The 18,836-nt window shown below is 60.5% G+C and carries 15 protein-coding genes; 9 read left to right on the forward strand and 6 right to left on the reverse strand.

Annotation, left to right across the window (positions count from 1 at the left end; genetic code table 11):
* Positions 1-20: 20 nt before the first annotated feature.
* From AC1RJ3_RS06480 to AC1RJ3_RS06495, 4 genes are all read left to right on the forward strand, one after another.
* A complete protein-coding gene (locus AC1RJ3_RS06480; protein WP_493078033.1) occupies positions 21-1,046 on the forward strand; it encodes a putative 2-aminoethylphosphonate ABC transporter substrate-binding protein in 1,026 nt (341 codons plus the stop codon).
* A gap of 140 nt (positions 1,047-1,186) precedes the next feature.
* Complete coding sequence (locus tag AC1RJ3_RS06485) at positions 1,187-2,320, forward strand: TIGR03364 family FAD-dependent oxidoreductase (RefSeq protein WP_493078035.1); 1,134 nt, start codon at positions 1,187-1,189, stop codon at positions 2,318-2,320.
* Positions 2,320-2,904: a phosphonate degradation HD-domain oxygenase gene (locus AC1RJ3_RS06490; protein WP_493078037.1), complete on the forward strand. Its 585-nt coding sequence runs from the start codon at positions 2,320-2,322 to the stop codon at positions 2,902-2,904. Before AC1RJ3_RS06485 ends, AC1RJ3_RS06490 begins: the two co-directional genes overlap by 1 nt.
* 85 nt (positions 2,905-2,989) lie before the next feature.
* Positions 2,990-3,424: a hypothetical protein gene (locus AC1RJ3_RS06495; protein ID WP_493078039.1), complete on the forward strand. Its 435-nt coding sequence runs from the start codon at positions 2,990-2,992 to the stop codon at positions 3,422-3,424.
* A gap of 1 nt (position 3,425) precedes the next feature.
* Here AC1RJ3_RS06495 and AC1RJ3_RS06500 read toward each other — a convergent pair whose 3' ends face one another.
* Entirely contained in the window at positions 3,426-4,808 is a 1,383-nt protein-coding gene (locus AC1RJ3_RS06500) for a GTPase/DUF3482 domain-containing protein (RefSeq protein WP_493078041.1), read from the reverse strand.
* On the reverse strand, positions 4,801-6,180 hold the full coding sequence (locus AC1RJ3_RS06505) for a DUF2868 domain-containing protein (RefSeq protein WP_493078043.1): 1,380 nt from the start codon (positions 6,178-6,180) through the stop codon (positions 4,801-4,803). The genes AC1RJ3_RS06500 and AC1RJ3_RS06505 overlap by 8 nt, the downstream gene beginning before the upstream one ends.
* Positions 6,181-6,265: 85 nt before the next feature.
* Here AC1RJ3_RS06505 and AC1RJ3_RS06510 point away from each other — a divergent pair, with 85 nt between their 5' ends.
* A complete protein-coding gene (locus AC1RJ3_RS06510; RefSeq protein WP_347928254.1) occupies positions 6,266-6,778 on the forward strand; it encodes a dihydrofolate reductase in 513 nt (170 codons plus the stop codon).
* Positions 6,779-6,910: 132 nt separating this feature from the next.
* Here AC1RJ3_RS06510 and AC1RJ3_RS06515 read toward each other — a convergent pair whose 3' ends face one another.
* Positions 6,911-8,302 (reverse strand): L-cystine transporter, encoded by a 1,392-nt coding sequence (locus AC1RJ3_RS06515; RefSeq protein WP_054594495.1) that lies wholly within the window; start codon positions 8,300-8,302, stop codon positions 6,911-6,913.
* 310 nt (positions 8,303-8,612) lie between these two features.
* On the opposite strand from AC1RJ3_RS06515, the gene AC1RJ3_RS06520 reads away from it, so the two are divergent.
* The 3 genes from AC1RJ3_RS06520 to AC1RJ3_RS06530 are packed head-to-tail and all read left to right on the forward strand — an operon-like array spanning position 8,613 to position 12,328.
* Entirely contained in the window at positions 8,613-10,013 is a 1,401-nt protein-coding gene (locus AC1RJ3_RS06520; protein ID WP_493078046.1) for an MBOAT family O-acyltransferase, read from the forward strand.
* Positions 10,000-11,100 (forward strand): SGNH/GDSL hydrolase family protein, encoded by a 1,101-nt coding sequence (locus tag AC1RJ3_RS06525; RefSeq protein WP_493078048.1) that lies wholly within the window; start codon positions 10,000-10,002, stop codon positions 11,098-11,100. The genes AC1RJ3_RS06520 and AC1RJ3_RS06525 overlap by 14 nt, the downstream gene beginning before the upstream one ends.
* Before the next feature lies 1 nt (position 11,101).
* Complete coding sequence (locus tag AC1RJ3_RS06530) at positions 11,102-12,328, forward strand: SGNH/GDSL hydrolase family protein (RefSeq protein WP_493078050.1); 1,227 nt, start codon at positions 11,102-11,104, stop codon at positions 12,326-12,328.
* A gap of 102 nt (positions 12,329-12,430) precedes the next feature.
* Here AC1RJ3_RS06530 and ilvD read toward each other — a convergent pair whose 3' ends face one another.
* Positions 12,431-14,272: a dihydroxy-acid dehydratase gene (gene ilvD / locus AC1RJ3_RS06535; RefSeq protein WP_347928251.1), complete on the reverse strand. Its 1,842-nt coding sequence runs from the start codon at positions 14,270-14,272 to the stop codon at positions 12,431-12,433.
* A 278-nt stretch (positions 14,273-14,550) separates the two neighbouring features.
* Between ilvD and AC1RJ3_RS06540 the strand changes: the two genes are divergently transcribed.
* The gene (locus AC1RJ3_RS06540) at positions 14,551-16,284 is read left to right on the forward strand and encodes a DUF4153 domain-containing protein (protein ID WP_054594490.1); all 1,734 of its coding nucleotides are present in this window, start codon (positions 14,551-14,553) and stop codon (positions 16,282-16,284) included.
* Here the strand turns inward: AC1RJ3_RS06540 and AC1RJ3_RS06545 are convergent.
* Together AC1RJ3_RS06545 and AC1RJ3_RS06550 are read right to left on the reverse strand one after the other, a co-directional pair.
* Positions 16,281-17,483 carry an MFS transporter gene (locus tag AC1RJ3_RS06545; protein ID WP_489110749.1) on the reverse strand — a complete coding sequence of 401 codons (1,203 nt, stop codon included), beginning with the start codon at positions 17,481-17,483 and terminating at the stop codon, positions 16,281-16,283. The genes AC1RJ3_RS06540 and AC1RJ3_RS06545 overlap by 4 nt on opposite strands.
* A gap of 146 nt (positions 17,484-17,629) precedes the next feature.
* Positions 17,630-18,826, reverse strand: a complete 1,197-nt coding sequence (locus tag AC1RJ3_RS06550; RefSeq protein WP_054594488.1) for a class I SAM-dependent rRNA methyltransferase — start codon at positions 18,824-18,826, stop codon at positions 17,630-17,632.
* Between the last annotated feature and the right edge of the window lie 10 nt (positions 18,827-18,836).

Here is an 18,836-nt window from a genome sequence, read left to right on the forward strand (position 1 = left end):
GTAAACAAAAGGAAAAAGACATGTTCAAGCCTATGGCCCTGGCCGCTGCTGTCCTCACCGCTTTCAGCCTGAACGCCTTCGCGGCGAAAACCGAGTTGACGGTCTACACCGCCCTCGAAGCCGAACAACTGAAGACCTACAAAGAAGCATTCGAAAAGGCTAATCCTGACGTCGAGATCAAGTGGGTGCGCGATTCCACCGGGATCATCACCGCCAAACTGCTGGCCGAAAAAGCCCGCCCGCAGGCTGACGTGGTCTGGGGCCTGGCGGCGTCCAGCCTGGCGATTCTCGATCAGCAAGGCATGCTGCAAAGCTACGCACCGAAGGACCTCGGCAAGATCGGCAGCAACTACCGCGACGCTGCCAACCCGCCAGCCTGGGTCGGCATGGACGTGTGGGCTGCAACCATTTGCTTCAACACCGTCGAAGCCGAGAAACAGGGCCTGAGCAAGCCGGTGAGCTGGCAGGACCTGACCAAGCCTGAATACAAGGGCAAGATCGTCATGCCGAACCCGGCGTCGTCCGGCACCGGTTTCCTCGACGTCAGCGCCTGGCTGCAAACCTTCGGCGAGCAGCAGGGCTGGCAGTACATGGACGCACTGCACCAGAACATCGGCCAGTACGTTCACTCCGGCTCCAAGCCGTGCAAGCTGGCGGCTGCCGGCGAGTTCCCGATTGGTATCTCCTTTGAATACCCGGCCGTGCAGTTGAAGCGCCAGGGCGCGCCGCTGGACATCGTCCTGCCGAAAGAAGGCCTGGGCTGGGAAATCGAAGCCACCGCCGTGATCAAAGGCACACCGCACGAAGACGCGGCGAAGAAACTCGCGGACTTCTCCGCAAGCCCCGCGGCGATGGAACTGTACAAAGAAAACTTCGCAGTCCTCGCCCAGCTTGGCATCGCCAAGCCGCAGACCGAACTGCCGGCCGACTATGAGCAACGCCTGATCAAGAACGACTTCGCCTGGGCCTCGAAAAACCGCGACGAAATCCTCAGCGAGTGGCGCAAGCGCTATGACGGCAAATCCGAGAAGGTGGTTGCCAAGTAATTCATCCGTTTGATCTGAGGGCCTCATCGCGGGCAAGCCTTGCTCCTACGAGTTTGTGTCGATCAATCATCCCGTGAATGACATCAATCCGTAGGAGCAAGGCTTGCCCGCGATAGCGATTTCGAATTCAGGAAAAATCCATGACTCACCACAGCGACATGCTGATCATCGGCGCCGGGATTCTCGGCCTTTCCCACGCCTATGCCGCGGCCAGGCGCGGGCTCAAGGTCAAGGTCTTCGAGCGCAGCGCCACGCCTTTGGGCGCCTCGGTACGCAACTTTGGCCAGGCGCTGGTCACCGGCCAGCCGCCGGGGCAGATGCTCGAACTGGCCAAGGCCAGCCGTGAAATCTGGGGCCAATGGGCGCAACGGGCAGGCTTGCAGCTCAAGCGCAACGGCTCGTATCTGTTTGCTCGCAGCGAAGCTGAGGAGCAACTGTTGGAAGCCTTCTGTGCCGGCCGCGCCATCGAACACGATTACCGCGTCGAGCTGCTGCGCGGCGCCGCATTGGGCGATGTGTACGACGGCCAGTTCCGTCATCATCGTGCGGCATTGCACGGTCTGGATGACCAGCAACTGTATTCGCGCGAAGCGATTCCAGCGTTGATCGACTACCTACGCCGCGACCTCGGCGTGGAGTTTCACTTTTCCACCCTGGTGCGCGACATCGAACCCGGTCGTGTGCACAGCACCGCCGGCAGCTTCACGGGAGAGCAGATCATCGTCTGCTCCGGCCACGATTATCAGACCCTGCTGGCCGAGCCGATCGCTGCGCTCAAGCCGCAGATCTGCCGTCTGCAAATGCTCCGCGCGCGGCCGCAAATAAACCTCAATCTGCAACATGCGCTGCTTACCGGTTTGAGCTGTGTGCATTACGGCGCCTTCGCCGATTTGCCGGAAGCTGCGCCAGTGCAGGCGCAGATTCTGCGTGAGGCGCCGCACTTGCACGAACACGGTATTCACTTGTTGATCAGTCCGACGCCGTACGGCGAACTGATCATCGGTGATTCTCACCATTACGGCAGCGACCCTTCACCGTTCAATTCTGAACAGGTCGATAACTGGCTGATCGAACTGGCCGAGCAAACACTGGGCTGCAAGGTGCAGGTGGTCGAGCGGTGGCAGGGTGTCTATGGCGCTCGTGGCGCGCAGCCATTTTCATTCCTGCAGGCCGCACCGGGCGTGCATGCCGCGCTGATGCATACGGGCGTCGGCATGAGCATCGGGCCGGCGATGGCTGAGCGCAATATCAGGACCTTGTTGGGAGAACACTGATGGGCCGCAACGAACAGGTGATCGCTGAAGTATTCGGCTGGTACGAGCGCTTCGGTGACAGCGACTACATCGGCGAGCCAGTGTCGCAGATCGAGCACATGTCCCAGGCCGCCGAACTGGCCATGGCCGAAGGTTTCGACGATGAAGTGGTGCTGGCCGCGTTCTTCCACGACATCGGGCATCTGTGTGCCGAGAACGCTCAGAGCATGGGCGGCTTTGGCGTGGTCAGCCATGAACGCCTCGGCGCCGATTACTTGCGCCGACTGGGCTTTGGCGAACGTATGGCGCGGCTGGTGGAATACCACGTTCAGGCCAAGCGTTACCTGACGTTCAAAGAGCCGGGCTATTACGAACGCTTGAGCGAGGCCAGTCGGCGCACACTGGACTATCAGGGCGGGGTAATGACGGCTGAAGAGGCACAGGCGTTTGAGCGCGATCCGTTGTGTGCGATCAGCCTGCGGATGCGCCAGTGGGATGAGCAGGCGAAAGAGCTGTGGGTGCCGGTGATTGATCTTGAGGTCTTGAAGGCGAAAGCCTACAGGTTATTGCGCAGCACCAGCATTGTGGCGCTCGACGTGTGCTGAGCTATCTCACGACCAATAGCGAAACGAGGCATGGACCGCCTTGATGCAAGGATTTAGGTTGGTCGTTTGAGAAGGAAGCGCATGGATGCGTTATGTGAACGTGATTGCTTGGGACAGTAGCGAAAGGGGAGCGGTGGACACCGTTCATTTTCAGTTTTATGCGGATGCGGTGCTGTATCGGGAAGAGACAATCCGTGACGCTGGGACTGATCTTCCAGCTCTTCGCAAGTTTGCCCAGGCTTTTTTAAAGCTCGGCTGGCACAAGACGGATGAAACTGAGCGCTATCTGCACATCCTCGCTGACAACCGCACGGGTGACGGCACGCCTGAGGCGGTGTGGATGTACTTCCGCGAAGGGGTGATAACAGTCTACAAAGCCGTTGCACGTGACCTTGATAACGACGGGATTCTGGAGTTGATCTTGAGTTCGGACGTGAACAATGACGGGCGGGCAGACAGAAAGGATCGAGGGCTTGTCAGGTTATTGGCCAAGGAGTTTTTGAAGTTTGGCTGGAAATAGATCATTCCAGCACTTTGCCCGCCAACACCTCTACCTGCTCCTGGCGTTCCGCCTGGCTCAACCGTGCATGAGGATTGAGCGAAGACCACTGCGGATGCGCGCGCGCCTTGGTCAGTGCCTCCGGCAGTTTGCCTTCGCGCCAGCTCTTGTCCTGCGGTGTGGCGACCTGGATGCTGTCCATCGCCGCGTGTCCGCGCAGGTTCATGGCCTGCACCAGTTGCCGCTGACGCAACGCCAACAAACGCAGCACGCTGTCGTCAACGGTCAGCTCGCGCTGGCCTTTGATTTTGCCCAGCAAGCGGCTGCCGTAGCCGCGCGCCGTTTGCAGGGCGCCCCCGGCGATCGCCCCGGCCAGTGCTGCGGCGCCGAGGGTCAGGCCGCCTACCAGCAAATCCACGCCGGCACCGGCCGCCGCGCCAGCGGCGATCCCGCCGCCGACGCGTACGCCCAGTTGCTTGAGGGTTTCAGGGTTGAACAAATCATCGCCCCAGCGGCCGTCCAGCAGCGGCAAGTCGTTGGTGGCGGCGTCCTGTGGGCGGAAGGCGTAGAGCTTGAGCAGCGCGTCGACGCAACGTTGTTCACGCTGGCGAACGGCTTTGCGCAGTTCGCCGATGGCCTGCTGTTCCTGTGCGGCATCGCTGACCACACTGCGTCGGCAGGCGGCGCAATCGATCAGCAGTTCGGCGATCAAGCGTGCCGCGCTTTGCTGGCGGGCTGCGCGTTGCGCCTGTTGGTCGATGATCAATCGCTCAAGCTGAGCGCGTGCGCTTTCCATCAGCAGCGCGAGGCTTTCATAGAGCCGGCGCTCGCCATCTTCGGGCGGCGCCACGCTGTCGAAACGCACCAGCGCATGCAGGCCCAAACGAGCCAGGGCTTCGCGCCAATCCGGCTCGCGGTGGTTGGCGCTGCTGACGAAATTCAGCACTGGCAGCAGCGGTTTTCCGCAACTGGCCAGCACTTCGAGTTCATCGCGGTACTTGGCCAACACCGGCTCGCGGGCGTCGATCACATAGAGGCCGGCGTCGGACGCCAGCAGTTGCCGCAGTACTTTGGCTTCCTGTTCGAAGCGCTGGCGCGCCTCGCTGCCGTCGAGGAAACGCGCCAGCCGCGCCGGGCCGTCGAGGCGTTCACCGGGGCGTTCCAGCCGCTCCAGATAATCGAGCAAGGCGATGGCGTCTTCCAGCCCCGGCGTGTCGTAAAGCTCAAGCAAGGCCTCGCCGTCCACTGACAACCGAGCGCCCTCGACATGCCGGGTGGTGCTCGGGCGATGGGAGACTTCGCCGAAACCGACGTCGCGGGTCAGGGTGCGCAGCAATGAGGTTTTACCGACGTTGGTGTGGCCGACCACGGCGAGCTTCAGCGGCGTCTTTTTTGAATCAGTCATGACCCGACTCCAGCCAGTTCATCGGCGCGCAGTCAGCGAACGGCAATGCCAACTGTTGCAGCGCGGTGTGCCAGTCGCCGAGGCGTTCAGCGTCGAGTGCCTGGCCGGGCGGCGCTTGCAGCAGCCAGATCCGGGTCGCGCTGGCGCTGCGGGCGAGTTCGGCGATCAGCGCCAGGCTGCCGCGATCCGGCGAGCGCCGAGGGTCGCAGGCAATGGCCAGGCGTTCCGGCGGGAAGCGGGTCAGTTGCTCCAGCAACTTTTGTCGGGATTCGCGGCTGTCGAGGATGCCTGCGTTCTTGACGTTCTTCGGCAGTTGCGGCGGCCATGGGCGCTGGTCGTCGAGTTCGATGGCCACCAGCAACGCGCCGTCGCTGTCCAGCGCGCTGGCGCCGACTTCGACCTGATGCAGGCGCTCAGGCGCGAGATCGTTGACGCCGAGGCGTTCGCTGCTCGGCATCAGTTGTTCACGCAACGGCGCGTAGCCGGGCAGGTTCAGGTCCAGATGCAACGCTGCACGCCCGGTTGTCCAGCGCCACAGGCAGAACAGCGCGAGCAGCAGGCGTGGCAATACGCCGTACACCAGCAACACGCCCACCAGCCATGCGGCCCAGGCTTGCCGGGCGCTTTCGATGTTCAATGCGGTGTCGCCGCTGGCGCGAATCATCTCCACGGTCGGCACGTTGAAGCCAAGCAGTGCCGGAAGAGCGCCAAGCGCCTGGGTCATGACCACGAACGTGTCGCCGCTGAGAATCGTGGTTTCCCAGACGAAACCGTAGCGCCGGGTGGCCATCAGCGTCAGCAGAATCGCCAGAGCGCTGAGCATTGCCAGCAGCCACAAACCGTTGACCAGCACGCCAAGCGCCCAGCGATTGAGCTTCTGCCGTTGCAGCAATAGCAGCAGGGCTGGCGCCAGTTGTGCGGCTTTGGCGTCGCGGGCGAGTTTTTCGCTGAGCCACAACCATAAGCGTCCGAGCGTGGCGCTGTAATCGCCAGCGAATATCAGGCCGCAAGCCCAGCTCAGCAGCAGAATCAGGTTCAACCCGAGCAGACTGCCGAGGGCCCAGAACACGTTGACCGGTGTCTGGCCGTCGTTCAACGCGGCAAATGCCAACCCGGCACCGCTGACGATCGCCAATACGGCCAGAATGATCAGCGCCAGTCGCGCCCCTTGCAGCCAATGGCGCAGCGCGCCGGTCAAGCCATCGCGTTCGGCCAGCCACAGGGCGCGGGCCTCGATGCGGGTCGGCAGGTCGCCGCCCGCGCTTCGGGCCAGACGGTTGGCTTCCTGATCTTCCAGTGGGCCTGCATGTTCCTCGCGCAGGCGGATGGTTTCGGTCAGCCAAAGTGTTTGCAGTGTGGTCAGTTCAGTCACGCGGCATCCCGTCGCTCAAATGAACGCTGAGCATAACCGCTGTGGCGCTTATCGGGGTAAGCGAGGCTCTGGTATCCTCGCCGACATGAAAAAAACTCTCCCTCTCAGCCTGATCGCAGCCCTCGGTGAAAACCGTGTGATCGGCGTCGACAACAGCATGCCCTGGCACTTGCCGGGGGATTTCAAATACTTCAAGGCCACTACGCTGGGCAAGCCGATCATCATGGGGCGCAAGACCTGGGATTCGCTCGGTCGCCCGCTGCCGGGCCGGCTGAACATCGTGGTCAGCCGTCAGACCGACCTGCAACTTGAAGGCGCGGAGGTCTATCCATCGCTGGAAGCCGCGGTGATTCGGGCGCAGGAATGGGCGCTGGAGCAGGGCGTCGATGAGCTGATGCTGATTGGCGGCGCGCAGTTGTATGCGCAAGGCCTGGCACAGGCCGATCGGCTATACCTGACTCGCGTGGCGCTGAGCCCCGAGGGCGATGCATGGTTTCCGGAGTTTGATCTGGAACAGTGGACACTGGTGTCGAATGTCCCGAATCCGGCGGAAGGTGATAAGCCGGCGTACAGCTTCGAGGTTTGGGAGCGAACCTAAAAGCATCGTCGGAACGCCGCCCGGAGCAAGCCTAGCTCCTACAGGGTTGTGGCGAATCACATCAGGTGATCGACATCGGTCCCGTAGGAGCAAGGCTTGCCTGCGATAGCGATCTATCAGGCGGTAGGTGGTTTAAGCCTGGGCCAGTTCCTCATGCTCATCCGCATCCAGCAGTTCTTTGTCGGTCTGCTGCATGATCTGGCTGGTAATCGCACCGGCAGTCATCGAACCACTGACGTTCAATGCCGTGCGGCCCATGTCGATCAGCGGTTCAACCGAGATCAGCAGCGCCACCAGTGACACCGGCAAACCCATGGCCGGCAGCACGATCAGCGCAGCGAAGGTTGCGCCGCCGCCGACACCGGCAACCCCTGCCGAACTCAAGGTCACAATCGCTACCAGTGTCGCGATCCACAACGGGTCCAGCGGGTTGATGCCCACCGTCGGCGCCACCATGACCGCCAACATCGCAGGGTAAAGACCGGCACAACCGTTCTGACCAATAGTCGCGCCGAACGAGGCGGCGAAGCTGGCGATCGATTGTGGAATACCCAGACGGCGGGTTTGCGCTTCGATGCTCAGCGGAATGCTCGCGGCGCTGGAGCGGCTGGTGAAAGCGAAGGTCAGCACCGGCCAGACTTTGCGGAAGAAGCGCAACGGGTTGATCCCGGCCAGCGACACCAGCAGACCGTGAACCACGAACATCAGGCCTAGGCCGATGTACGACACCACGACGAAACTGCCGAGCTTGATGATGTCTTGCAGGTTGGAACCGGCGACCACTTTGGTCATCAGCGCCAGTACGCCGTACGGGGTCAGTTTCATCACCAGACGCACCAGACGCATCACCCAGGCTTGCAGGGTGTCGATGGCGTTGAGCACTTTCTGACCTTTTTCGACGTCATCCTTGAGCAGTTGCAGCGCCGCGACCCCAAGGAATGCAGCGAAGATCACCACGCTGATGATCGAGGTCGGTTTGGCCCGGGCCAGATCGGCAAACGGGTTCTGCGGGATGAACGACAACAGCAACTGCGGGACATTCAGGTCGGCGACCTTGCCCGCGTAGTCGGTCTGGATGGTTTGCAGGCGAGCCATTTCCTGGGTGCCGGCGACCAGGCCTTCAGCCGTCAGGCCGAACAGGTTGGTCAGGCCGATGCCGATCAGCGCCGCAATGGCGGTGGTGAACAGCAGGGTGCCGATGGTCAGGAAGCTGATCTTGCCCAGCGACGACGCATTGTGCAGACGGGCGACGGCGCTGAGGATCGAGGCGAATACCAGCGGGATTACGATCATTTGCAGCAACTGCACATAACCGTTACCGACCAGATCGAACCAGCCGATCGAGGCCTTCAGCACCGGGTTGCCGGCGCCGTAAACCGTATGCAGGGCAACACCGAACACCACGCCCAACACCAGAGCGACCAGGACTTTTTTCGCCAGGCTCCAGGTGGTGTGACGGGTTTGTGCCAGGCCGAACAGCAAGGCGAGGAACACCAGCAGATTGAGGATCAGCGGCAGATTCATTGAGGCTCCAAAAAGACTTGTGCCAATCGCGTTCCGGGGCGATTGCGAACCGGGAAGCCTAACAGCTTGATATCTAATGAATTAATATCTAAAACGCATGGTTACTGTGGTTTTTGGAATAAGCCGATGGCGCTGTGGCGAAACCGGCGAGGCTGACCGGAGGATATTCAGTAAAACCGGGTTTTGTTCATTCGTAATAGTGTTTCAACTTGTGACGGCTAAAGGCGTTCTGCCATACTCGCGGCCGTTTGCGCCCCGGCCTGTTTTCAGTGCCGGGCTTGGATTTCTGCTGTACGTAATGGACTACGTTGTGAGCTATCTCTCGATTGAATTCGGTTTGTGTTTCATCCTTTTTTTCCTCGTCTACTGGTCTGTGTGCTGGAGTACGCGTCTACAGAACGTACTGTTGCTGGCCGCCAGTTACGCGATCCTCGCCAGTTTCAGTCTGGACTTCCTCTACATCCTGCTGGGCTACACCGCACTGGTGTACCTGCTCGGGTTGCTGAGTGAACGTTTTCCGGGGCGCTCATTCGTCAACGGGTTGATGTTGTTACTGGTGCTCGGCTGCTTTTACCTGTTCAAGTACCAGGACTTCTTTACCAGTACGGTGCAAAGCGCCTTCGCTCAGCTAGGGCTTGAAGTCTCGCTGCCGCTGCTGGAAGTGTTGCTGCCGGTCGGACTGTCGTTTTACACCTTTCACTCGGTCAGCTACCTGGTGTCGATCAACCGTGGCGAGCTAAAACCAGGTTCACCTTTTGACCTGGCGTTGTACCTGGCGTTTTTCCCGAGCCTGATCGCCGGTCCCGTGAACCGGGCCACCGACATGCTGCCGCAGATTCGCCCAACGCAAGCCCGGCAGGTGCTGGAACCGCAGCGGGCGTTGGGGCTGATTGCGCTGGCGGTGGTCAAGCTGTTCTTCCTCAGCTCCTGGCTGGCCAACGAATGGGTCGACCCGGTGTTCGAGTCGTCCGTCAGCTTTTCGGCCGAGCAGATCTTGCGCAGCGTTTACGGTTATTCGTTCCTGATTTACTTCAACTTCAGCGGCTACACCGACCTGGTGACGGGCATTGCCTTGTTGCTGGGTTTCCGTTTGCCGCTGAACTTCAACTTCCCGTACACCGCACGTAACCTCAAGGAATTCTGGGGGCGCTGGCACATCAGTCTGTCGACGTTTATCCGTGACTACGTGTACATCCCGCTCGGTGGCAATCGCCGTGGGGTCTGGCGCGGCAATCTGAACATGCTGCTGGCCATGCTGATTTCCGGGCTGTGGCACGGCGCAAGTGTGAATTTCATCATCTGGGGTGCACTGCATGGCGTGGGACTGGCGCTGTACAAACTCTTCAGTCACTGGCTGCCGGAGCGTCCGACCTGGCTGGGGGCCGATCTGCTGGCGCGGTTGTTGACCTTCCACTATGTGGCTTTTGCCTGGATCTTCTTCCGTTGTGCATCCCTTGGGGATGCCATCGAGATGCTCGGCGGTCTGGGCGGGATGTCGCGGGCGGGGCTGGTCAGTAATGGTCTTTCATTGTTGGGCTGCCTGCTGTTCGTGGCGATCTATCCACAGATTGTGGCGCTGACGCGTCGGTTGTTCGACGCCACTGTGCGATTGCCATGGCTGCTGTATCCAGTGCCGTTGGGGCTGTTCATTTGCGTGGTTATCTTTGCTTCTCCATCGGGCGTACCGGGGTTTATCTATGCCAGTTTCTAACGCATCGCCACTGTCCACGAACCTGAGCGGCGCACTCAAAGTGCTGTATGCGATCCTCGTCATCAGCGCGCTGCTGTTTTGGTTCAACCAGGACTCGATTCGTCTGTACTGTCAGCAGAAGTATCACGATGGCTGCGAGATTCCCGGCCTGGCGCAGAATCCGCAGTGGCGTTTCGGAGCTCAGTTGAACCAGACGCTGGCGGATGTGCGGTCAGGTTTCATCGCCCGGCTTGAGGGCCTGGATGACGTCAAACTGATCGATCAGGCTCAAGCAGCAGTAAATGAAGAGGAACCGCTTGGCGAGACGCTCGCGCCATTGCCGACACTCGAACAGGCAGCGAAATCGGTAGAAGTTCCGCCCCAGGTCGTGACTGATCCTGCGGTGAAGCCTGCGCCGCCCATTGACGGCGCGCCGGTCACTCCGCTGATGGCGACGCTGGCGCTCGGTGACGAGGTGCTTTTTGTCGGTGACTCGCTGATGCAAGGAGTCGCCCCGCATATGGCGAACACCCTGCTCAAGCGTTACAAGGTCAAGAGCATCAACCTGAGCCGGCAGAGTACCGGGCTGGCCTACCCGAGCTTTTTCAACTGGCCGAAGACCGTCGAAAGCACCTTGCAGGGCCACCCGAAGATTCGCCTGATGGTGATGTTCCTCGGCCCCAACGATCCCTGGGACATGCCCGACGGCAAGCACAAACCGTTCTTGCGCTTCAAGACCCCCGAATGGGAAGTGGCCTATCGTCAGCGTATCGACTCCATTCTCGACTCTGCCCGCGCACACCAGGTACAGGTGATCTGGGTCGGCCCGCCAAACATGGAGAAGGCCAAGCTGTCGACGGCCATGGCCTACCTGAACGGGCTCTACAAAAGCCAGCTTGCGGCCTACCATCAGCACTTTGTGTCGGCCAACGAGATTCTGGGCTATCAAACCGATGAGTTCTCCTATTACCTGACGGTCGACGGTAGTCGGAAGGTCAAGACCCGGGTCGATGACGGTATCCATTTCACACCGACCGGGCAAAGGCTGATCGCCGAACGCGTGTTGTCGCTGATCAACTTTCCCAGCCAACAATTGACGGAGCACTGATATGCGGCGACTGCACGGCATTGCGCTGTTGTTGAGCATTACTCTGCTGAGCAGTTGCAGCCCCACGACCGAGGTCCAGGCCACACCGGCGTCTGCGCCGAAAAAAACTGGCTACACCTCGAAGAACGTCGTGCCGGTGGGGGGCGGCGATCCGAACCTGGCGGCACTGGCGCGCAAGTTCAATACGGCGGATCGCACGCCGATCAGCATTGTGCAGTTGGGCGACTCCCACACAGCGGCCGATCTGTTCAGTGGTGAGGTGCGGCGGTTGTTGCAGGCCCAGTACGGTGATGGCGGGATAGGGTTTGTCGCCGCAACGCCTGTGCCGGGCACGCGCTATGAACGGGTCATCCTCACCGCCGCCAATCGTCAGTGGTCGCTGGTCTCGGCGCGTAATCAACAAAGTACTCAGTTCCCACTGGGCGGTTACTTGTCGTTACCGATGACCCCGGGGGCCAAGGTGCAGATCGCCGAGCGCGAAGGCAGTCTCCAGCAGTACCGGATTTCAGCGCTCTATCAGGCGTCTGCCAACAGCAGCCTCAAGGCCCAGACCAATCTCACTCAGGCCACTCGCATGCTTGCGGCCACGGGCGGGCAGTGGCGCTTCAGCCCGCCGTTCAACAACGTGACGCTGCCAGTGGAAATGAGTGTCACCCATACCGAGGGACTGGCCCTGGGTGGCTGGAATATCCTCGGGCAGAAGAGCTCCGGGGTGATTTATTCGGCGCTGGGCATCAACGGTGCCCGGCTGGACGTGCTGGACAAGTGGCAGGCCGATTGGCCGGACACACTCAAGGCGTTGCGCCCGGACATGGTTATCCTGGCCTACGGCACCAACGAGGCCTTTGACGACGACCTGGATCTGGATAAATACCGGAGCCAGTTGCAGGACAAAATCACCCTGTTGCGTAAAACCTTGCCCAAGGCCGTGATTCTGCTGGTCGGTGCGCCGGACTCCATCAAACACCGTGGCGCGAGTGCCTGCGCTTCCGCGCAGCCGCAGCCCTTGCGACAGCTTATCCAGATCCAGAAAGCCGTGGCGCAGCGCAATCGCGTGCTGTTCTGGGACTGGCAGGCCTTCATGGGCGGTGATTGCTCTATCAGCCGGTGGCAGGCCAATGAGCTGGCCCGCAATGATCTGGTGCACCTGACCGCGGATGGTTATCGCAAGAGCGCCGAGGGACTGTATCGCTTCCTGCGGGAGCAGTTGGGCGAGCGCATGCCGTGAGCCTTGCTGAGGCTGCACAGCTTTAGGCGCCCACAGAGGCTTCTGAAACGCAAAAAAATGCCCCGCACTTGGCGGGGCATTTTTGTGTTCAACGGTTAAGCATTACAGCCCGTCGAGCATCGCTTTGTTACGTACAGCGCCCTTGTCGGCGCTGGTCGCCAGCAAGGCGTAGGCTTTCAGTGCGGTGGTCACCTTACGTGGACGCACTTCAACCGGTTTCCAGCCTTTCTTGTCTTGCTCCACGCGGCGCGCAGCCAACTCTTCGTCGCTGACCAACAGGTTGATCGAGCGGTTCGGAATGTCGATCAGTACCTTGTCGCCGTCCCGTACCAGGCCAATTGCACCGCCGGCAGCGGCTTCTGGGGACGCGTGACCGATGGACAGGCCCGAGGTGCCGCCGGAGAAGCGGCCGTCGGTGAGCAAGGCGCAGGCTTTGCCCAGGCCCTTGGATTTCAGGTAGGACGTCGGGTAGAGCATTTCCTGCATGCCCGGGCCGCCTTTCGGACCTTCGTAGCGAATGATGACGATATCGCCTTCTTTCACTTCATCGGCGAGGATGCCGCGCACGGCGCTGTCCTGGCTTTCGAAGATCTTCGCGTTGCCTTCGAAGACGTGGATCGACTCGTCGACGCCAGCGGTTTTCACCACGCAACCGTCGAGGGCGATGTTGCCGTAAAGCACGGCCAGGCCGCCTTCTTGCGAATAGGCGTGTTCGACACTGCGGATGCAGCCGTTTTCACGGTCGTCGTCGAGGGTTTCCCAACGGGTCGACTGGCTGAACGCGGTCTGGGTCGGGATACCCGCAGGCCCGGCCTTGAAGAAGTGGTGCACCGCTTCGTCAGTGGTTTGGGTAATGTCCCACTTGGCGATAGCGTCGCGCATGGTCTTGCTGTGCACGGTCGGCAGGTCGGTGTGCAGCAAGCCGCCACGGGCAAGGGAACCGAGGATGCTGAAGATCCCGCCGGCGCGGTGCACGTCTTCCATGTGGTACTTCTGGATGTTTGGCGCGACTTTGCACAGTTGCGGAACGTGGCGGGAAAGACGGTCGATGTCGCGCAGGTCGAAATCGATCTCGGCTTCCTGGGCGGCGGCCAGCAAGTGCAGGATGGTGTTGGTCGAACCGCCCATGGCGATGTCCAGCGTCATGGCGTTTTCGAACGCCTTGAAGTTGGCGATGTTGCGTGGCAACACCGACTCATCGTTCTCGCCGTAGTAGCGTTTGCACAGTTCGACGATGGTGCGGCCGGCTTGCAGGAACAGTTGTTCACGGTCGCTGTGGGTGGCCAGTGTCGAACCGTTACCCGGCAGTGCCAGGCCGAGGGCTTCGGTCAGGCAGTTCATCGAGTTGGCGGTGAACATGCCGGAGCACGAACCACAGGTCGGGCAGGCGCTGCGCTCGTACTCGGCGACTTTCTCGTCAGAGGCGCTGGAGTCGGCGGCGATAACCATGGCGTCGACCAGGTCGAGGCCGTGGCTGGCGAGTTTGGTTTTGCCGGCTTCCATCGGGCCGCCGGAGACGAAGATCACCGGGATGTTCAGGCGCAGGGCGGCCATCAGCATGCCAGGGGTGATCTTGTCGCAGTTGGAGATGCACACGATGGCGTCGGCGCAGTGGGCGTTGACCATGTACTCGACGGAGTCGGCGATGATCTCGCGGCTCGGCAGCGAATACAGCATGCCGTCATGGCCCATGGCGATGCCGTCATCGACCGCGATGGTATTGAATTCCTTGGCGACGCCGCCAGCACGCTCGATCTCGCGGGCGACCAGTTGGCCGAGGTCCTTGAGGTGGACGTGGCCTGGCACGAATTGGGTGAACGAGTTGGCAATGGCGATGATCGGCTTTTTGAAGTCGTCATCTTTCATCCCCGTGGCGCGCCACAGTGCGCGGGCGCCGGCCATGTTGCGGCCATGGGTGGATGTTTTCGAACGGTAATCAGGCATGGAGCACTCCGGGCGGCTAAGCAGGTATCAAAAGGGGAGTGAGCTTCTATTGACCTTGGGAACACTCAGAAATGGCCGTGTGTCCGAAAGTTGCCACTCGCGTCGCGGGATCGCCGCTTGCTTGGGCCTCGAGCTCATAAACCCGCCGGGGGATGACTGGCGATGAATCGTTCGATTCTACACCGCTGGCGGCTGGAGGGAACGGGGCAATACTCAGGGCCGGCGGCTTTGTTTAGACTGGCGACCTTTTGCCCTTCCCCCACTCCAAAGGAACTGGAATGCCCGGTCTCAATCGTTTTCTTGGGTTTTACCTGCTGATCGGCCTGATCCAGGGAATCGTATTCTTCTACTCCGACCAGCTCTATCGCGTGAGCGAAACGCTGTTTTTTGTCACCTGCACCGTGGTCCTGGTGGGCGGGACAACGTTGCAGTTGCTCGGGGAGAAAGTCCGACAGTGGCGCTCTCTGCTGCCTACGCTGGCGTTCACCCTGCTGATGGGCGGTATGACACTGTGGGTCTGCTACGGCCCCGAGCATGTCGTCAGCAGCCGCTGGGCGATCAACTCCTGGTTCATCAGCCTGGTGTTGTTGAGCTATGTCTGCGCCAGCTTCCTGTTCGCCTGGCCCGCCGTCAAAGGGCAGCGCTGGCGCTATGAAGACTTGTTTCAGCAAGCCTGGAACAGTGTGTTCATCGTGCTGTACGCGCTGATTCTGGTGGGATTGTTCATGTTGTTGCTCAAGCTTTGGAGCCGACTGTTCCTGATGTTGGGCATCGAATTTTTCGAGCGCCACTTCTGGAGCCAGGTGTTCCTGTGCTTCAGCCTGCCGCTGGTGTTTGCGCTAGGCATGTACTTGGCGGCGCGCAGCGAGAAAGTCATCGGCCAGATGCGCGGCATGTTGTTCAGTGCCTGTGGATTGCTGTTGCCGTTGATTGCACTGATCAGTGTGCTGTTTACCCTGACCTTGCCTTTCACCGGACTTGATCGGATTTGGGCCACGGGCTACTCCACCCCGATTTTGCTGGTGTTGGCCGGCGCTCAACTGTTCTTGCTCAATGGCGTTTTCCAGCAGGGCGTCCAAACTCGGCCGTACCCCAAATGGTTGACGCACTTTATCGAGTTGAGCCTTTTGTGCCTGCCGGTTCTCGCCGCCTTGGCGTTTTACTCAAGCTGGCTGCGGGTCGAGCAATATGCCTTGTCGCCGCAACGTTTCGTCGCGCTGGCGCTTGCCTTGCTGTGTGGCTTGTACGGCCTGGCGGCGGTGTGGGCGGTGGCCTTGCGCTCGCCGGCCTGGCTGGGCAACTTGCGCGTGACCAACCCGGCACTGGCGTTGCTGTTTTGTGTGCTGTTGGTGTTGATCAATACGCCGCTGCTCAACCCTGTACAGCTCAGCGTTGACGATCAGGTGCGGCGCTTGCTCGATGGGCGCACCAAGGCTGAGGCGTTTGATGCGCACTACCTGCGGTTTGGCCTGGAGAAGGCCGGTGAAGAGGCGTATGCCAAGCTGCAAGTTGATCTGGATCAGGAGCGCATTCTTGATCCGGACGCACGCCGCGCGTTGCGCGAGAGGATGGACGACACATCACTGAGTTTCAGTGAGCAGTATGCAAAGGAGCGGGCCCGACGACCCAAGCCCGAACTGGAATGGATCGGCCCCAAGCCCAAAGGCAGTGAGCAGTTTGCCGAGATCAGTCTGAACACCGATTCGCCTTGCGAGCCCGGCTGCGTGCTATGGGCGGTCGACCTCGACCAGGACGGCCAGAACGAGGTGTTGGTGGTGCCCCGCACCAGTTTCCGCCACGATTTCAAACCACCGCGCATTTATGCCCTGGACGGGAAAGGCGAGTGGGACGATCGCGGCCCTCTGGTGTGGACGCAACTCCCCGACGGAAATGTTGACACCGAGACGCTGATTAACGATATCCGCGAAGGCAGGATTTCGTTGGTCAAGCCGCGTTACAGACAATTGCAGTCCAGCGATATGCTGCTCACGCCAGTGATTCGAGAGCCTTAGCGGCGGCCTGTTCGGTGATTGGTCAGTAATCCCCATAGGCTGAGCCCAATGAAACTGAAGGCGATGGTCATGAGTAGATGATCGCCAGCCTGGGCCAATGCCGCACTGCTGACGGCGGCCGTGAGGAACATAATGCTGTTGCCCGCCGAGGCTGCCGTGCCGGCGCTGCTGGAAAACAGCAGCATCGCCGCAGAAATCGCGGCGGGTCGAACCAGGGTGACGGCGAGGGCGCTGATGAGCATCGGGATCAGCAGAGTCACGGTGGTGATGACATCAAAGCTGAGGATCAGCGTCAGCAGCACACCCGCGACGCAAAGCAATCCGAGGCCGATATTGATTTGCCGGGACAGCGCGATGCGTTTTTGCAGATACGAGGCCGCCACACCGCCAAGCAGATAAGCCACGCCGTACACCATCAGCACCAGTGCGTACTGGTATTCGGACAGTTTCAGCGCATCCATGAAAATCAATGGCGTCACGCTGATCAGCGCGAAGTAGCAGGCGAATACCAGCGCGGCGATCCACCAGTAGCGCAGGAAGTCTCCATTACGTATGACGGCTTTCAGCGTGCCGATGATCGATGAGGGCTCGCGGTGCGGGCTGGCGGACTTGGAGGGCAGGATGCAGAACGCATGGATCAACATACCCAGCGCCATCGCGGCGAACCCGTAGAAGCTACCTTGCCAGTCGAATGTGGTTTGCAGCCATGAGCCGATCAGCGGCGAGAGTGCGACGAACGAACCGCTCAAGGTCATGTAATAGAGGCGCACGCGGGCACGGTCTTGTTCGTCGAACAGGTCCTCCACCAGCGCGTGGCCCAGGACGAAGAAACCACAGCCTATGGCTTGGACACCGCGAAACAGTAGGAAGGCCAGGTAGTTGGGGGCCAGTGCACAACCAATAGCGCCGAGGATCGACAGGGTAATGCAGCCGATCAGGACTTCCTTGCGGCCCCATTTATCCGATAGCGGACCGGCGATCAGTTGGGAGATCGAGAAGACGAGCGTGAACAAGCTGATGGAGAGTGCGACTTCTGCCGTTGGCGTATCGAACCTGGAACCCAGGGCAGGAAAAGAAGGCAGCAGGATGTTGATCGGGAAAAAGCTGATCAAGGAAATGCAGGTGATGAGGATGAAACGGGAGAGTTGTTGGCGCTTTACGTCGCCACTGATTGAGGGTGAACAGCTGGACTCAGACATTGTTTTTGTTTTCCGGAGTAAATCCAGAAACCGATACTAGTCTGCGAAAAATGGAATTCAATCAAAAGTAACGTAGGAGGCTTCCCGTAGTAATGCGGGCCGTCGCTGTGGAACGGGCAAACCCGTTCCTACAGCGAGTTCAGCCATCAGCTGTTAGGCAGCAGTCGGCAAGTAATGCTCTTGATATACCGCGTCTCGGCAATCGCCGGGTGCACCGGGTGATCAGGACCCTGACCGCCACGTTCCAGCAGCTGGATGTTGCGGTCCAGGTGACGGGCGCTGGTCAGCAGGATGTTCTGCAGATCGTCTTCAGGCAGGTGCATCGAGCATGAAGCGCTGACCAGGATGCCGTCCTTGTTGAGCAGGCGCATGGCTTGCTCGTTCAGGCGACGGTAGGCGCCTTCGCCGTTCTTCATGTCTTTCTTGCGTTTGATGAACGCTGGCGGGTCGGCCACGATGACGTCGAATCGTTCTTCGCTGGCTTTCAGCTCTTTCAGGGCTTCGAACACGTCGCCTTCGATGCAGGTCATTTTGTCGGCGAAACCGTTCAGTGCGGCGTTACGCTCGACACCGTCGAGGGCGAAGGCCGAAGCGTCGACGCAGAACACTTCACTGGCACCGAAAGCGGCAGCTTGCACGCCCCAGCCGCCGATGTAGCTGTACAGGTCCAGCACGCGTTTACCTTTGGCATAAGGTGCCAGGCGCGCGCGGTTCATGCGGTGGTCGTAGAACCAGCCGGTTTTCTGTCCCTGGATGACCGGTGCTTCGAACTTCACGCCGTTCTCTTCCAGGGCAACCCACTCCGGCACCAGGCCGAACACGGTTTCGACGTAGCGGTTGAGGCCTTCGGCGTCACGGGCCGCGGAGTCATTCTTGAACAGGATGCCGCTTGGCTTGAGCACTTGGGTCAGTGCCGCGATCACGTCTTCTTTATGAGCTTCCATGGTCGCCGAAGCGATCTGCACCACCAGGATGTCGCCGAAACGGTCGACTACCAGGCCCGGCAGCAGGTCGGAGTCGCCGTAGACCAGGCGGTAGAACGGCTTGTCGAACAGGCGCTCGCGCAGGGACAGCGCAACGTTGAGGCGGTGCACCAGCAGCGACTTGTCGAGCGGCAACTTGATGTCGCGCGACAGCAGGCGAGCGCAGATCAGGTTGTTCGGGCTCATGGCGACGATGCCCAGCGGCTTGCCGCCAGCAGCTTCGAGAATCGCTTGATCGCCAGCCTTGAAGCCGTGCAGCGGGGTGGCGGCTACGTCGATTTCGTTACTGTAGACCCACAGGTGGCCGGCGCGCAGGCGACGGTCGGCGTTGGCTTTGAGGCGCAAGCTTGGCAGGGACATGACGTCGCTC

Source organism: Pseudomonas sp. GW822-FHT04C11, from assembly GCF_058800905.1.

Excerpts from the sequence above, each read along its gene's own strand:
- AC1RJ3_RS06495 (WP_493078039.1), top strand. The coding sequence starts at position 2,990 with ATGCGTTATGTGAACGTGATTGCTTGGGACAGTAGCGAAAGGGGAGCG.
- AC1RJ3_RS06545 (WP_489110749.1), bottom strand. The coding sequence starts at position 17,483 with ATGTCTGAGTCCAGCTGTTCACCCTCAATCAGTGGCGACGTAAAGCGC.
- AC1RJ3_RS06550 (WP_054594488.1), bottom strand. The coding sequence starts at position 18,826 with ATGTCCCTGCCAAGCTTGCGCCTCAAAGCCAACGCCGACCGTCGCCTG.
- AC1RJ3_RS06480 (WP_493078033.1), top strand. The coding sequence starts at position 21 with ATGTTCAAGCCTATGGCCCTGGCCGCTGCTGTCCTCACCGCTTTCAGC.
- AC1RJ3_RS06510 (WP_347928254.1), top strand. The coding sequence starts at position 6,266 with ATGAAAAAAACTCTCCCTCTCAGCCTGATCGCAGCCCTCGGTGAAAAC.
- AC1RJ3_RS06485 (WP_493078035.1), top strand. The coding sequence starts at position 1,187 with ATGACTCACCACAGCGACATGCTGATCATCGGCGCCGGGATTCTCGGC.
- AC1RJ3_RS06525 (WP_493078048.1), top strand. The coding sequence starts at position 10,000 with ATGCCAGTTTCTAACGCATCGCCACTGTCCACGAACCTGAGCGGCGCA.
- AC1RJ3_RS06515 (WP_054594495.1), bottom strand. The coding sequence starts at position 8,302 with ATGAATCTGCCGCTGATCCTCAATCTGCTGGTGTTCCTCGCCTTGCTG.
- AC1RJ3_RS06540 (WP_054594490.1), top strand. The coding sequence starts at position 14,551 with ATGCCCGGTCTCAATCGTTTTCTTGGGTTTTACCTGCTGATCGGCCTG.
- AC1RJ3_RS06530 (WP_493078050.1), top strand. The coding sequence starts at position 11,102 with ATGCGGCGACTGCACGGCATTGCGCTGTTGTTGAGCATTACTCTGCTG.
- ilvD (WP_347928251.1), bottom strand. The coding sequence starts at position 14,272 with ATGCCTGATTACCGTTCGAAAACATCCACCCATGGCCGCAACATGGCC.
- AC1RJ3_RS06490 (WP_493078037.1), top strand. The coding sequence starts at position 2,320 with ATGGGCCGCAACGAACAGGTGATCGCTGAAGTATTCGGCTGGTACGAG.
- AC1RJ3_RS06500 (WP_493078041.1), bottom strand. The coding sequence starts at position 4,808 with ATGACTGATTCAAAAAAGACGCCGCTGAAGCTCGCCGTGGTCGGCCAC.